This window comes from Klebsiella sp. 10, assembly GCF_018223925.1.
Taxonomy (GTDB): domain Bacteria; phylum Pseudomonadota; class Gammaproteobacteria; order Enterobacterales; family Enterobacteriaceae; genus Klebsiella; species Klebsiella pneumoniae.
Genome location: NZ_JAGRRB010000027.1, coordinates 1 through 13,381 on the forward strand (window position 1 = coordinate 1; position 13,381 = coordinate 13,381).

Genomic DNA, 13,381 nt, shown 5'->3' on the forward strand with positions numbered 1-13,381 from the left:
TGCGCGGTCTGTCCAACTGGCTGCGCCAGTTGTCGAACCCCGGTCGGGGGTTCTCATCCCCCCCTGCGGAGAATATAAAAGAAAAGAGCCCGTACTTGCGTACAGGCTCTCATCTCGAATATGGCGGTGAGGGGGGGATTCGAACCCCCGATACGTTGCCGTATACACACTTTCCAGGCGTGCTCCTTCAGCCACTCGGACACCTCACCATATTGTCTTGCTGCTCACCTTGGGTGGGCAACGGGGCGCTACTATAGGGAGTTGCGTTAAAACGGTCAAGCATATTTTCTTCTTTCTTTGCCGTTCGCTCACGCAATGAACAATGCCCCGCTGTGGCTCAGCGGGGCGGGCGTTTTAGCGCTGGGAATCCAGCTGTTCGTTATTCTTCACGACGTCCTGTGCTTTGCTGTAGCTTTCGATCAGCAGCTGGTAGGCCGGGAAGACTTTGGTGTACACCTCCGCCCATTCTGCGGCGTCCGGGCGATTCCAGGTGCGCTGCAGCTCAGAGGCGACGGCGGCGGTATCCATTGGCACTACGCCGGCCTGTACCACGCGAGCCAGGGTGATCTCCTGCGCCATTTTGCTGTAGGTGCCGGAAGCGTCAATCACGGCAAACACTTTATACCCATCGGCGACAGCGGCGATAGCCGGGAAGGCCATGCAGACGCTGGTGATGGTCCCGGCGATAATCAGCGTTTTACGGCCGGTCGCTTTCACCGCGGCGACGAATTCCGGGTTATCCCAGGCGTTAATCTCACCTTTACGGGCGATGTATTTCGCATGCGGCGCGTTTTCATGAATCTCCGGGATCAGCGGACCGTTCGGCCCCTGCGGCACGGAGGCGGTCGTGATCACCGGGATCCCGGCAAGCGACGCCATCTTGGCCAGCGCGGCGGCGCGAGCGCGCAGCTCTGGCATCGGCATATCGCCGACGGTCTGGAACAGACCGCTCTGATGGTCAATCAACAGCATTGCGGTATCGTTAACATCAATCACCGGACGAGCACCGTTAAAGTTAGCGGGAGTAGACATAGTATTCACCTCAATCAGTTAGATTTGGCCAAAGCGGCCGCTGTTAAAATCGCGTACAGCTTCTGCGATCTGCGTTTTGTTATTCATGACAAACGGGCCATAGCCCACAATCGGCTCCTGTAGCGGTTCTCCGGCCATCAGCAGAACTTTTGCCGGGGCGGTCGCCTCCAGATGCACTGCGTCACCTGCCTGGCTCAGGACGGCCAGCTGGCCTTCGCGAGCAGATTCGGAACCGTTAATGATCACTTCCCCTTCCAGCACCACCAGCGCGGTACTCCAGCCCTCCGGTTGGCGCAGCGTGAGGTCGTGCCCCTGATTCAGCTGCAGATCCCACACGTTAAGCGGTGAAAAGGTATGGGCCGGACCGCTGACGTCGTCATACTGGCCGGCAATAACCCGAACCTGTCCGGCGCCGTCCGCCAGCGCCACGGTGGGGATCGTCCCAGCGGTAATGCTCTGGTAGCCGGGGGTCGCCATTTTGTCTTTCGCGGGCAGGTTGACCCACAGCTGGATCATCTTCAGCTCGCCGCCGCTGCGGGTGAAGGCCTCCGAGTGGAACTCTTCGTGCAGGATCCCGGCGCCCGCCGTCATCCACTGCACGTCGCCTGGACCAATCACCCCGCCGCGTCCGGTGGAGTCGCGATGCTCTACTTCACCGGCGTAGACGATGGTGACGGTTTCAAATCCGCGATGCGGATGCTCACCGACGCCGCGTTTTTCGCTGCCCGCCGGGAAGGTGTACGGCCCGGCATAGTCGAGCAGTAAGAAGGGGCTCAGCTGCTGGCCGTGCGTCTGATAGGAAAACATCGAGCGAACCGGGAAGCCGTCGCCTACCCAATGCTGCGCAGGCGCGGTGTAGACTCCTGTGATCTGTTTCATGGCTTTCTCCTGTGTATCGGTATCTGATGTGAATAAGCTTATATCCGGGACGACGTATGCGGTAGTGAGCAAAAATGACCTATACTGTTCTAAAAATGGAACAATGGAGGAAGGATGCAGGATCTCAATGACTTCGCCTGGTTTGTCCAGGTGGTAGACCATGGCGGTTTCGCCGCGGCGGGGCGAGCGCTTGACCAGCCGAAATCCAAACTCAGCCGCCGCATTGCGCAACTCGAGGAGCGGTTGGGCGTGCGTTTGATTCAGCGAACCACCCGTCAGTTCGCGGTCACCGAGGTCGGGCAGACCTTTTATCAGCATTGCAAAGCGATGCTGATTGAGGCCGAGGCGGCGCAGCAGGCGGTCGAGACGCTGCGCGCCGAGCCGCGCGGTAGCGTCAGGATCACCTGTCCGGTCACCTTGCTGCATGTCCATATCGGACCGATGCTGGCGCGATTTATGGCGCGCTATCCTGGGGTAACGCTGCATCTTGAGGCGACCAACCGCCGGGTGGATGTGGTCGGGGAGGGCATTGATGTGGCGATCCGCGTCCGTCCCCGGCCCATCGAGGATAGCGACCTGGTGATGCGTGTGCTGGCGGACCGCGGGCACCGACTGGTGGCCAGCCCGGATCTCATTTCCCGGCTCGGACGTCCGCAGGCACCGTCCGAGCTGAGCGCCTGGCCGGGGCTCAGCCTGGGTGCGAACAAGCATCAGCATAAATGGCAGCTCACCGGGCCCGGGGGAGCGAGAGCGGAAGTGTATTTCACGCCGCGAATGGTGACCACCGATATGCTGGCGCTGCGCGAGGCGGCGATGGCCGGCGTAGGCGTGGTGCAGCTTCCTTTATTAATGGTGCGCGATCAGCTGGCGTCAGGGAAATTAGAGGTGGTTCTGGACGAGTGGCAGCCGCGGCGGGAAGTGATCCATGCGGTATTTGCCTCACGGCGCGGGCTGCTGCCCTCCGTCAGGGCGCTGGTGGACTACCTCAGCGAAGAGTATCAGCGGATGGAGGAGGATTAGCTTCGGGATTGGCTTTTCTCGAGGGGCTCCCCCCCCGGCAGAGAATATAAAAGAAAAGAGCCCGTGCTTGCGTACAGGCTCTCATCTTGAATATGGCGGTGAGGGGGGGATTGACTCGCTTCGCTCGCCCCTGCGGGGCAGCCCGCTTACTGCGTGCGCGGTCTGTCCAACTGGCTGCGCCAGTTGTCGAACCCCGGTCGGGGGTTCTCATCCCCCCCTGTGGAGAATATAAAAGAAAAGAGCCCGTACTTTCGTACAGGCTCTCATCTCGAATATGGCGGTGAGGGGGGGATTCGAACCCCCGATACGTTGCCGTATACACACTTTCCAGGCGTGCTCCTTCAGCCACTCGGACACCTCACCATATTGTCTTTCCCGTTGTTGTCGGGAACGGGCGCTAATGTAGGGAAATACGTATCGCCCGTCAATCAACTTTTTGCAAAAAAAGCGCGTTTAGACAAACTTCGAGCAACTTGCTCCTTAAACGTGCGAAATCCGTTTTTTTTGTCGCCAGTAGCTTTTCCCTTTTCGCTCCGGGGAAATTTGTTATGCTGGCAAACCAATAGAAAACAATGAGTAAAATAAGACGCCAGCGTTAATCGGCCAAAGGCGTCTGCTATCAGGAGCCCCTATGGAGATTATTTTTTACCATCCGACCTTTGATACCCAATACTGGATCTGTGAGCTGGAAAAGCAGTTACCCGGCGCGCGGGTGCGCGAGTGGAAAGCGGGCGATAACCGGCCGGCGGACTATGCCCTGGTCTGGCATCCGCCGGTAGAGATGCTGCAGGGCCGGGCGCTGAAGGCCGTGTTCGCCCTCGGGGCAGGGGTGGACTCTATTCTCAGCAAGCTGCGCGACCATCCGGATATGCTGCCGCTGTCGATTCCGCTGTTTCGTCTCGAAGATACCGGTATGGGACGGCAGATGCAGGAGTATGCCGTGAGCCAGGTGCTGCACTGGTTCCGCCGCTTTGATGACTATCAGGCGCTGAAGCTGGCTTCCCGCTGGCAGCCGCTGCCCGAGTACCGCGCCGACGAATTCACCGTCGGGATTATGGGCGCCGGCGTGCTGGGGGCGAAGGTTGCGGAAAGTCTGCAACCCTGGGGGTTCCCGCTTCGCGTCTGGAGCCGTAGCCGCAAATCCTGGCCGCAGGTGCAGAGCTTCGCCGGCCAGGCCGAGCTGGGCGAATTCCTGCAGGGCACTCGCGTGCTGATCAACCTGCTGCCGAATACCGCCGAAACCGCCGGCATTATTAACCAGACGCTGCTGGCGCAGTTGCCTGATGAGAGCTATGTCCTCAACCTTGCTCGCGGCGTGCATGTCGTTGAAGAGGATCTGCTGGCGGCGCTGAACAGCGGTAAGCTCAAAGGGGCGATGCTCGATGTCTTCAGTCGCGAACCGCTGCCGCAGGAGAGCCCGCTATGGGCGCATCCGCGGGTGGCCATGACCCCCCATGTGGCGGCAGTGACCCGTCCAATGGAAGCTATCACCTACATTGCGGAGACCATTAGCCGGCTTGAGCGAGGGGAGCCGGTAAGCGGTCAGGTCGACCGCCAGCGCGGTTATTAAGACGAGAGAACCCCGCCACGGCGGGGTTTTTGCTAATCAATAGCCCGGTTTCCTGCTATTCTTGCGGCAAACAGAAGAGGAGAATGTGATGTATCCCGTTGACCTGCACATGCATACCGTCGCCAGCACCCATGCCTACAGCACCCTGCACGATTATATTGCGGAAGCAAAGCGTAAAGGGATCAAACTCTTCGCCATCACCGACCACGGCCCGGACATGGCGGATGCTCCGCACTACTGGCACTTCGTTAATATGCGCATCTGGCCCCGCCTGGTAGACGGGGTGGGGATCCTGCGCGGTATTGAGTCGAATATTAAAAATATTGAAGGCGAGATCGACTGTTCCGGACCGATGTTGACTTCTCTCGATCTGATCATCGCCGGATTTCATGAGCCGGTGTTTCCGCCGCAGGATCGTGACACCCATACACAGGCGATGATAGCCGCGATGGCCAGCGGTAAAGTGCATATGATTAGCCATCCGGGTAATCCGAAATTCCCGGTGGATATCCCGGCGATTGCCGAAGCGGCGGCTCGCTACCAGGTGGCGCTGGAGATTAATAACTCCTCGTTCGTATCATCGCGCGTGGGCAGTGAAGACAACTGCCGGGCCATCGCCGCCGCAGTGCGTGATGCCGGGGGATGGGTGGCGCTGGGCTCGGACTCTCACACCGCCTTTACCCTCGGGGAGTTTACCGAATGCCGCAAGATCCTTGATGCGGTCGATTTCCCGGAGGAGAGGATCCTCAACGTTTCTCCGCGTCGCCTGCTTAACTTCCTCGAGTCGCGGGGTATGCCGGCGATCCCGGAATTTGCTGACCTTTAATTTGTATAACTGGAATAACTGAATGAACGAGTTTTCAATCCTCTGCCGCGTGCTGGGTTCGCTGTATTACCGTCAACCGCAGGACCCGCTGCTGGTGCCGCTGTTTACCCTGATCCGCGAGGGCAAACTGGCCGCCAGCTGGCCGCTTGAGCAGGACGAGCTGCTGGCGCGTCTGCAGAAAAGCTGTGAAATGCAGTCCCTGGCGACGGACTATAATGCGCTGTTCGTCGGTGAAGCCTGCAGCGTCCCGCCGTACCGTAGCGCGTGGGTGGAGGGTTCCTCGGAAGCGGAAGTTCGGGCTTTTCTGAGCGAACACGGCATCCCGACAGGGGAAGGTCCGGCGGATCATCTCGGCTCGCTGCTGCTGGCCGCCTCCTGGCTGGAGGATCATGCCGCAGAAGACCAGAGCGAGACGCTGGAGCTCCTGTTCGCCGACTATATCCTGCCGTGGTGCGGGACGATGCTGGGGAAAGTCGAAGCCCATGCGCACACGCCGTTCTGGCGCACCATGGCGCCGTTGACCCGCGACGCCATCGCCGCGATGTGGGACGAGCTTCAGGAAGAAGATGAGCAATAATATGTGATGTAAATCACTGTTTGAGTGAAACTGAAATAAAGTTCATTCATATACTGTGTTTTAGATCGCATTCTTCCGGCGCGTATCTGCTAGGATACGCGCCATGAACATACTCTTCGCAATCGCATTAACGACAGGCATCCTCTCCGGGATTTGGGGGTGGGTGGCGGTCGCTCTCGGCCTGCTGAGCTGGGCCGGATTCCTCGGCTGTACGGCCTATTTCGCCTGCCCGCAGGGCGGCTTGAAAGGGCTGGCCATCTCGTCCTGCACGGTGATGAGCGGCGTGGCCTGGGCGTTAGTGATTATCCACGGTAGCGCGCTGGCGCCACAGGTGCAGATCCTCAGCTATATGATGACCGGTGTGGTCGCCTTCCTGATGTGCATTCAGGCGCGACGGACGCTACTGTCGTTTGTCCCGGGCACCTTTATCGGCGCCTGCGCGACCTTCGCGGCAGACGGCGACTGGCGTCTGGTGATCCCTTCCCTGGCGCTGGGTCTGGTCTTTGGCTATGCCATGAAAAATAGTGGCCTGTGGCTGGCGGCCCGTGCGGATAAGCATAAATCGTTCGCCAACGACAACGCCTGATCGGCGGGACGACTAAAAAACAGGACCTTACGGGTCCTGTTTTTTTATCTTCTCGTCACCGGACAAAGCGATAATCTTGCTCCCGCAGGCGAGAATGCCCTAGTATCGGCAGAAAGCCGTATCCACACGCTATGCCGACAGGAGGAGAAATGGCTGTTAAACCTGAGGTAATTCTCGGCGATATTACGACACTTGATGTCGATGTGATTGTTAATGCGGCAAATCCCTCGCTGCTGGGTGGTGGCGGAGTAGACGGGGCCATCCACCGGGCGGCCGGTCCCGCGCTGCTGGCGGCTTGCAAGCAGGTGCTGCAGCAGCAGGGCGAATGCCCTCCCGGGCATGCGGTAATTACTATTGCCGGCAATCTGCCGGCCAGCGCGGTGATCCACACCGTGGGCCCGGTCTGGCACGGCGGCGACCGCATGGAGGCGCAAACCCTGGCCGATGCTTACAAAAACAGTCTGCAGTTGGCCTCGGCAAACAACTATCGCTCCATTGCGTTTCCGGCGATAAGCACCGGCGTGTATGGCTATCCGAGAGAGGAAGCGGCGGCGATCGCCGTGCGCACCGTCACCGCGTTTCTCACTCGCTATAATCCTCTTGAGCGCGTCCTGTTCGTCTGTTTTGACGAGGAAACGGCGGCTATCTATCGCCGCCTGCTGGCGTCATACCCCTGATTCAACAGAATAGGCTATGATAACCGCCAGTCTTGACGGGAATGATGGGTAGCAGGAGGGAGCAGGGTGTCAGAAGGAAAAGTCCAGCAGAAACAGCAGGCGCGCCGCGCGGAGATCGTTGTCGCCGCGCAAAAATGTTTCGCTGAAAAGGGGCTGCACGGCGCTTCCGTCGCCGATATCGCCCGGGAAGCGGGCCTGAGCGTGGGTCAGCTATATCGCATTTTTGCCAGCAAGGAAGCGATCATCGAAGCGATTGTTAGCGAAATCGTCAACGCCAGAGTCGGGGAGATGATCGATGAGAACCACAATCTGGCGCGTAAAGCGGCGGTTTTGGCCGGCAGGATCCCGACGTCGGCAGCCACCAAAAGCGATAATTATCTGCTGATGGAGATCAATGCCGAGGCCTCGCGTAACCCACGCTTGCGTGAGATCCTGATGCAGGCCGATCGGCGTTTGAAAGAGGAGGGCGGTCGCCTGTCGCAGCGCAACCATCCCGGGCTCAGCGATGCGCGACGCAATGCCGCATCAGAGCTCATCGCCGTTCTGACAGAGGGGGCAGCTTACCGCTGTGAGCTGAGCGCCTCCACCCCGGTCGATAAGGCAGATTTAGAAGCCCTGTACAATATGATTTTCGACCGGCTTTTTGACGAGCAGGCATAATACGGCACGCCTGGCGTGCCGCACAGGCTAGTGGTTAGCTGGCCGAGGCTGGGGTTTTGGCCGGTTTGTTCATCGGTTTACCGGAGAACAGGAAACGCAGCAGCGGAATGCGCAGGTGAATTTCATACAGGATCAGGGCAATACCCACCACAAAAACTAACCCGCCAAAAAAGCCTAAGGTATTGGACTTAATGACCGGGGTGATCCACGCCCCGTACAGCAGCGTCAGCGGATGGTGCACCAGGTAAATAAACAGCGAAGCATTGACGAAATAGGTTACGCGCGCCGACTGGAAGTTCAGCAGGCGATGGCCGAGCGAAAAGACCACATTGACCATCCACAGCCCAAGCACCATGGTGATCACCGATTCCGTTTCATACATCCAGCCGTCGCCGGAGCCGTACTGCTGGTTCAGCCGGTAGGCGATAAATCCCAGCAGCGCCGCTGCGCAGCACCATGGTGACGGGGTGGTAAACATCGCCTTCAGACGCGGATTAATAAAGGTCTGCGCCCCCAGCACAAAGAAGGGAAGATAGAACAGCGTCTGCATCACCACAAAGTTAAACAGACCATTGCTAAGCAGCGGCGGGTAAATCAGGAACAGCGATCGGCGGATCAGCGCGTAAAGCACCCCCAGCGCAAGGAAAATCATCGTTAGCTGGCCCATAGTGACAGTGTCACCAAAGGCTGAGGCGCCCCCTGCCGGGCGGCGCGTCAGCCATTTAAACAGCACCACGCCCAGCGAGGTCAGCACCACCAGCACCAGTAAAAACCACAGGTGGGAAATAAGCTCCCACGCCAGGGTGTTAAATTTGTCGTACCCGGAAAGGGTGTGCCAGTTTTCCGCCTTGCCGTTGACGTACTGCAGCATAATAAACTGCGGCAGCGTCAGCAGTGGGATAGCGGTCAGCATCGGAATACCGACCCGTTCGACGCGCACTTTCCACCACTTTTTCAACGGGTAGCGCAGGAACAGCATGTAGGAGAAATAGCCGGAGATGACGAAAAAGACCTGCATCCGGAAGGCATGGATGAAGTCATTAAACAGCGTCAACCACCACGAGGGCTCAGCGCTGTTGACATGCCAGCTGTGGCTGGAATAGATCAGCGAAATGTGGAAAGGGATCCCCAGCAGCATCAGCCAGGCGCGGATGCTGTCGAAGAAATATTCACGCTGTACCGGAGTATTATTCATACGATTCACGACAATCTCAGATAATTCGTCTTATCACTCAAGATGATAACGCTTACATTATCAGCAACCCTACATGAACTCGGGGTACCTGTCTCCAGGATAAGCACGCAAAGTGCAAACGGGATAGCGAACTGTTTATTCCCTGCGCCGCTACGCTGAACAAAGCAGGGATTATGTTGTCGGATTGCCTGAGTTTCCATTAAAATAGATCGGATCGATTTAAGCACACAAAGGGGGAAGTGCTTACTTATATGAAACATAAACCACAGATGATGAAAATGCGTTGGTTAAGCGCAGCCGTAATGTTGTCCCTGTGTACTTCATCTGCATGGGCATTTAGCATTGATGACGTTGCAAAAGAGGCCAAAACGTTAGCCGGGAAAGGCTATGAAGCGCCGAAGAGTAACCTGCCCTCCGCTTTCCGCGACATGAAATACGCGGATTACCAGCAAATTCAGTTTAATCACGATAAAGCTTACTGGAATAACCAGAAAACCCCATTCAAGCTTGAATTTTACCATCAGGGTATGTACTTCGACACGCCGGTCACCATCAATGAAGTGACGGCCACCAGCGTGCGCAAAATTAAATATAGCCCGGACTATTTTAACTTTGGTAACGTTCAGCACGATAAAGACACGGTGAAAGACCTCGGTTTCGCCGGCTTCAAAGTACTGTATCCGATCAATAGCAAAGATAAGAACGATGAGATCGTCAGCATGCTCGGTGCCAGCTACTTCCGCGTGCTGGGTCAGGGTCAGGTTTACGGCCTGTCCGCGCGCGGCCTGGCTATCGATACCGCGCTGCCGTCCGGCGAAGAGTTCCCGCGTTTTCGCGAGTTCTGGATCGAGCGTCCTAAAGCCACCGACAAACGTCTGACTATCTATGCGCTGCTGGACTCCCCGCGGGCAACCGGCGCTTATCGCTTTGTCATCATGCCGGGACGCGACACCGTGGTAGATGTCCAGTCCAAAGTTTACCTGCGTGACAAAGTGGGCAAACTGGGCGTGGCGCCGCTGACCAGCATGTTCCTGTTCGGTTCCAACCAGCCTTCTCCGGCGCTTAACTATCGTCCGGCGCTACACGACTCCAATGGTCTGTCGATCCTGGCCGGTAACGGCGAGTGGATCTGGCGTCCGCTGAACAACCCGAAACACCTTGCCGTTAGCAGCTATGCGATGGAAAACCCGCAAGGGTTCGGCCTGCTGCAGCGCGGCCGTCAGTTCTCGCGCTTCGAGGATCTCGACGATCGTTATGACCTGCGTCCGAGCGCCTGGATCACCCCGAAAGGGGAGTGGGGCAAAGGGAAAATCGAACTGGTTGAAATCCCGACCAACGATGAAACCAACGATAACATCGTGACTTACTGGACGCCGGATCAGCTGCCGGAGCCGGGCAAGGAGATGAACTTCAAGTACACCATCACCTTCAGCCGCGATGAAGACAAGCTGCATGCGCCGGATAACGCTTACGTTATGCAGACCCGCCGCTCTACCGGCGACGTGAAGCAGTCGAACCTGATCCGCCAGCCGGACGGCACCATTGCTTTCATTGTCGACTTCACCGGCGCCGATATGAAAAAACTGCCGGCGGATACCCCGGTCGCCGCCCAGGCGAGTACCGGCGATAACGCTGAAATCGTTGAAAATACCGTGCGTTACAATCCGGTGACCAAAGGCTGGCGAATGATCCTGCGTTTGAAGGTGAAAGATCCGAAGAAAACGACGGAAATGCGCGCCGCGCTGGTTAACGGTGATGACACGTTGAGCGAAACCTGGAGCTATCAGCTGCCTGCCAATGAATAAGATAACAAAGTACATTGACGCATTGCCGCTGTCGGACGCCGAGAAATCGGCGCTGCCGGACACCAGCCTGCAGGCCGTTCATCAGGCCCTGGATGACGACCATCAGACCTTCGCCCGCGAAGACGACTCCCCGCTGGGGTCGGTCAAGGCACGGCTGGCGCATAGCTGGCCGGATTCGCTGTCTGGCGATCAGCTGGTGAAGGACGATGAAGGCCGTACTCAGCTGCATGCGATGCCTAAAGCCAAGCGCTCCTCAATGATCCCGGACCCGTGGCGTACCAACCCGGTCGGCCGCTTCTGGGACCGTCTGCGCGGACGCGATGTCACGCCGCGCTATCTCTCCCGTCTGACGCAAGAAGAGCGCGAGAGTGAGCAAAAATGGCGTACCGTCGGCACCATTCGTCGCTATATCCTGCTGCTGCTGACGCTGTCGCAGACCGTGGTAGCCACCTGGTATATGAAAACCATTCTGCCTTATCAGGGCTGGGCGCTGATCAACCCGGCCGACATGGTGGGGCAGAACCTGTGGATCTCGTTCATGCAGCTGCTGCCGTACGTGTTGCAGAGCGGCATTCTGATCCTCTTCGCGGTGCTGTTCTGCTGGGTTTCCGCCGGCTTCTGGACCGCGTTAATGGGCTTCCTGCAGCTATTGATCGGCCGCGATAAGTACAGTATTTCCGCCTCGACGGTCGGTGACGAACCGTTGAACCCGGCGCACCGTACGGCGCTGATAATGCCGATCTGTAACGAAGACGTTGACCGCGTTTTCGCCGGCCTGCGGGCGACCTGGGAGTCGGTGAAAGCGACCGGTAACGCCGCTCATTTCGACGTCTATATCCTCAGCGATAGCTATAACCCCGATATCTGTGTTGCTGAGCAAAAGGCGTGGATGGAGCTGATTGCCGAAGTGCAGGGCGAAGGGCAGATCTTCTACCGCCGCCGTCGTCGTCGAGTGAAGCGTAAGAGCGGCAACATCGATGACTTCTGCCGCCGCTGGGGCAGCCAGTATAGCTATATGGTTGTGCTGGACGCTGACTCGGTGATGACCGGTGAGTGTCTGAGCAGCCTGGTGCGCCTGATGGAAGCGAACCCGAATGCCGGGATCATCCAGTCTTCCCCGCGCGCCTCGGGCATGGATACGCTGTATGCGCGTTGCCAGCAGTTTGCCACCCGGGTGTACGGTCCGCTGTTTACGGCGGGTCTGCACTTCTGGCAGTTGGGGGAGTCCCACTACTGGGGCCACAACGCCATAATCCGCGTGAAGCCGTTCATTGAGCACTGCGCGCTGGCGCCGCTGCCGGGCGAGGGCAACTTTGCCGGGTCGATCCTGTCGCACGACTTCGTCGAAGCCGCGCTGATGCGCCGTGCCGGCTGGGGGGTGTGGATTGCCTACGATCTGCCGGGCTCCTATGAGGAGCTGCCGCCGAACCTGCTGGACGAGCTGAAACGCGACCGTCGCTGGTGTCAGGGCAACCTGATGAACTTCCGCCTGTTCCTTGTCAGAGGGATGCACCCGGTTCACCGGGCGGTGTTCCTTACCGGCGTGATGTCCTACCTGTCGGCGCCGCTGTGGTTTATGTTCCTTGCCCTGTCGACGGCGTTGCAGGTGGTGCATGCCCTGACCGAACCGCAGTACTTCCTGCAGCCGCGTCAGCTGTTCCCGGTGTGGCCGCAGTGGCGGCCTGAGCTGGCCATCGCGCTGTTCGCCTCGACCATGGTGCTGCTGTTCCTGCCGAAGCTGCTGAGTATTATTCTGGTGTGGTGTAAAGGGCCGAAAGAGTACGGCGGATTTATCCGCGTCACGCTTTCACTGCTGCTGGAGGTCCTGTTCTCGGTCCTGCTGGCGCCGGTCCGTATGCTGTTCCACACCGTCTTCGTGGTCAGCGCCTTCCTCGGCTGGGAGGTGGTATGGAATTCGCCGCAGCGTGATGATGACTCCACGCCGTGGGGGGAAGCCTTTATGCGCCACGGCTCGCAGCTGCTGCTGGGGCTGGTGTGGGCGGTCGGGATGGCATGGCTGGATCTGCGCTTCCTGTTCTGGCTAGCGCCGATCGTCGTCTCGCTGATCCTCTCGCCGTTCGTATCGGCGATTTCCAGCCGGGCGACAGTGGGCCTGCGCACCAAGCGCTGGAAGCTGTTCCTGATCCCGGAAGAGTATTCGCCGCCGCAGGTGCTCAAGGATACCGATGCGTACCTGACGATGAACCGTCAGCGTTCGCTGGACGATGGCTTTATGCACGCGGTGTTTAATCCGTCGTTTAACGCCCTCGCCACCGCAATGGCCACTGCGCGCCACCGTCAGGGGCATATCCTGGAGATCGCCCGCGAGCGCCATGTCGAGCAGGCGCTGAATGAAACGCCGGATAAGCTGAACCGCGATCGTCGACTGGTGCTGTTGAGCGACCCGGTAACCATGTCACGTCTGCACTATCGCGTATGGGCCGCGCCGGAGAAATACTCTTCATGGGTGAACGCCTATCAGCAGTTGGCGCTTAACCCGCTGGCGCTGAAAACGAAATAAGCCGTACGTTAAGGAAAATACCGGCAGCGATGC

At 58.5% G+C, this 13,381-nt stretch carries 12 protein-coding genes, 2 tRNA genes and 1 other RNA gene; 9 read left to right on the plus strand and 6 right to left on the minus strand.

Features of this window, described 5'->3' with window-relative positions; genetic code table 11:
* Window positions 1-121: 121 nt before the first annotated feature.
* The 3 genes from KHQ26_RS24740 to KHQ26_RS24750 all read right to left on the minus strand — a co-directional run bounded on the left by KHQ26_RS24740 (window position 122) and on the right by KHQ26_RS24750 (window position 1,911).
* A tRNA-Ser gene (locus KHQ26_RS24740) sits at window positions 122-209 on the minus strand.
* A 145-nt stretch (window positions 210-354) separates the two neighbouring features.
* The gene (locus KHQ26_RS24745) at window positions 355-1,032 is read right to left on the minus strand and encodes an isochorismatase family protein (protein ID WP_002898927.1); all 678 of its coding nucleotides are present in this window, start codon (window positions 1,030-1,032) and stop codon (window positions 355-357) included.
* 18 nt (window positions 1,033-1,050) lie between these two features.
* Complete coding sequence (locus KHQ26_RS24750) at window positions 1,051-1,911, minus strand: pirin family protein (protein ID WP_020804645.1); 861 nt, start codon at window positions 1,909-1,911, stop codon at window positions 1,051-1,053.
* A 114-nt stretch (window positions 1,912-2,025) separates the two neighbouring features.
* On the opposite strand from KHQ26_RS24750, the gene KHQ26_RS24755 reads away from it, so the two are divergent.
* Window positions 2,026-2,931: a LysR family transcriptional regulator gene (locus tag KHQ26_RS24755; RefSeq protein ID WP_020804646.1), complete on the plus strand. Its 906-nt coding sequence runs from the start codon at window positions 2,026-2,028 to the stop codon at window positions 2,929-2,931.
* A 93-nt stretch (window positions 2,932-3,024) separates the two neighbouring features.
* On the opposite strand, the gene KHQ26_RS24760 is transcribed toward KHQ26_RS24755, so the two are convergent.
* Both KHQ26_RS24760 and KHQ26_RS24765 read right to left on the minus strand, forming a co-directional pair.
* A non-coding RNA gene (locus KHQ26_RS24760) (RtT sRNA) lies at window positions 3,025-3,163 on the minus strand.
* Between the two features lie 43 nt (window positions 3,164-3,206).
* A tRNA-Ser gene (locus KHQ26_RS24765) sits at window positions 3,207-3,294 on the minus strand.
* Window positions 3,295-3,562: 268 nt separating this feature from the next.
* Here KHQ26_RS24765 and ghrA point away from each other — a divergent pair.
* From ghrA to KHQ26_RS24795, 6 genes are all read left to right on the plus strand, one after another.
* A complete protein-coding gene (gene ghrA / locus KHQ26_RS24770; protein ID WP_002898938.1) occupies window positions 3,563-4,501 on the plus strand; it encodes a glyoxylate/hydroxypyruvate reductase GhrA in 939 nt (312 codons plus the stop codon).
* 88 nt (window positions 4,502-4,589) lie between these two features.
* Window positions 4,590-5,327, plus strand: a complete 738-nt coding sequence (locus tag KHQ26_RS24775; RefSeq protein ID WP_004140764.1) for a phosphatase — start codon at window positions 4,590-4,592, stop codon at window positions 5,325-5,327.
* Window positions 5,328-5,349: 22 nt separating this feature from the next.
* A complete protein-coding gene (locus tag KHQ26_RS24780; RefSeq protein ID WP_004140758.1) occupies window positions 5,350-5,904 on the plus strand; it encodes a TorD/DmsD family molecular chaperone in 555 nt (184 codons plus the stop codon).
* Window positions 5,905-6,007: 103 nt separating this feature from the next.
* Entirely contained in the window at window positions 6,008-6,490 is a 483-nt protein-coding gene (locus KHQ26_RS24785; RefSeq protein ID WP_002898950.1) for a DUF1097 domain-containing protein, read from the plus strand.
* A 149-nt stretch (window positions 6,491-6,639) separates the two neighbouring features.
* A complete protein-coding gene (gene ymdB / locus KHQ26_RS24790; protein ID WP_002898953.1) occupies window positions 6,640-7,167 on the plus strand; it encodes an O-acetyl-ADP-ribose deacetylase in 528 nt (175 codons plus the stop codon).
* A 66-nt stretch (window positions 7,168-7,233) separates the two neighbouring features.
* Window positions 7,234-7,827 (plus strand): TetR/AcrR family transcriptional regulator, encoded by a 594-nt coding sequence (locus KHQ26_RS24795; protein WP_002898960.1) that lies wholly within the window; start codon window positions 7,234-7,236, stop codon window positions 7,825-7,827.
* A 34-nt stretch (window positions 7,828-7,861) separates the two neighbouring features.
* Here KHQ26_RS24795 and mdoC read toward each other — a convergent pair whose 3' ends face one another.
* Window positions 7,862-9,022 (minus strand): glucans biosynthesis protein MdoC, encoded by a 1,161-nt coding sequence (gene mdoC, locus KHQ26_RS24800; RefSeq protein ID WP_032410207.1) that lies wholly within the window; start codon window positions 9,020-9,022, stop codon window positions 7,862-7,864.
* A 251-nt stretch (window positions 9,023-9,273) separates the two neighbouring features.
* On the opposite strand from mdoC, the gene mdoG reads away from it, so the two are divergent.
* Entirely contained in the window at window positions 9,274-10,827 is a 1,554-nt protein-coding gene (mdoG, locus tag KHQ26_RS24805; protein ID WP_004140751.1) for a glucans biosynthesis protein MdoG, read from the plus strand.
* Window positions 10,820-13,348: a glucans biosynthesis glucosyltransferase MdoH gene (gene mdoH, locus KHQ26_RS24810; protein WP_002898967.1), complete on the plus strand. Its 2,529-nt coding sequence runs from the start codon at window positions 10,820-10,822 to the stop codon at window positions 13,346-13,348. Before mdoG ends, mdoH begins: the two co-directional genes overlap by 8 nt.
* Window positions 13,349-13,381: the final 33 nt, after the last annotated feature.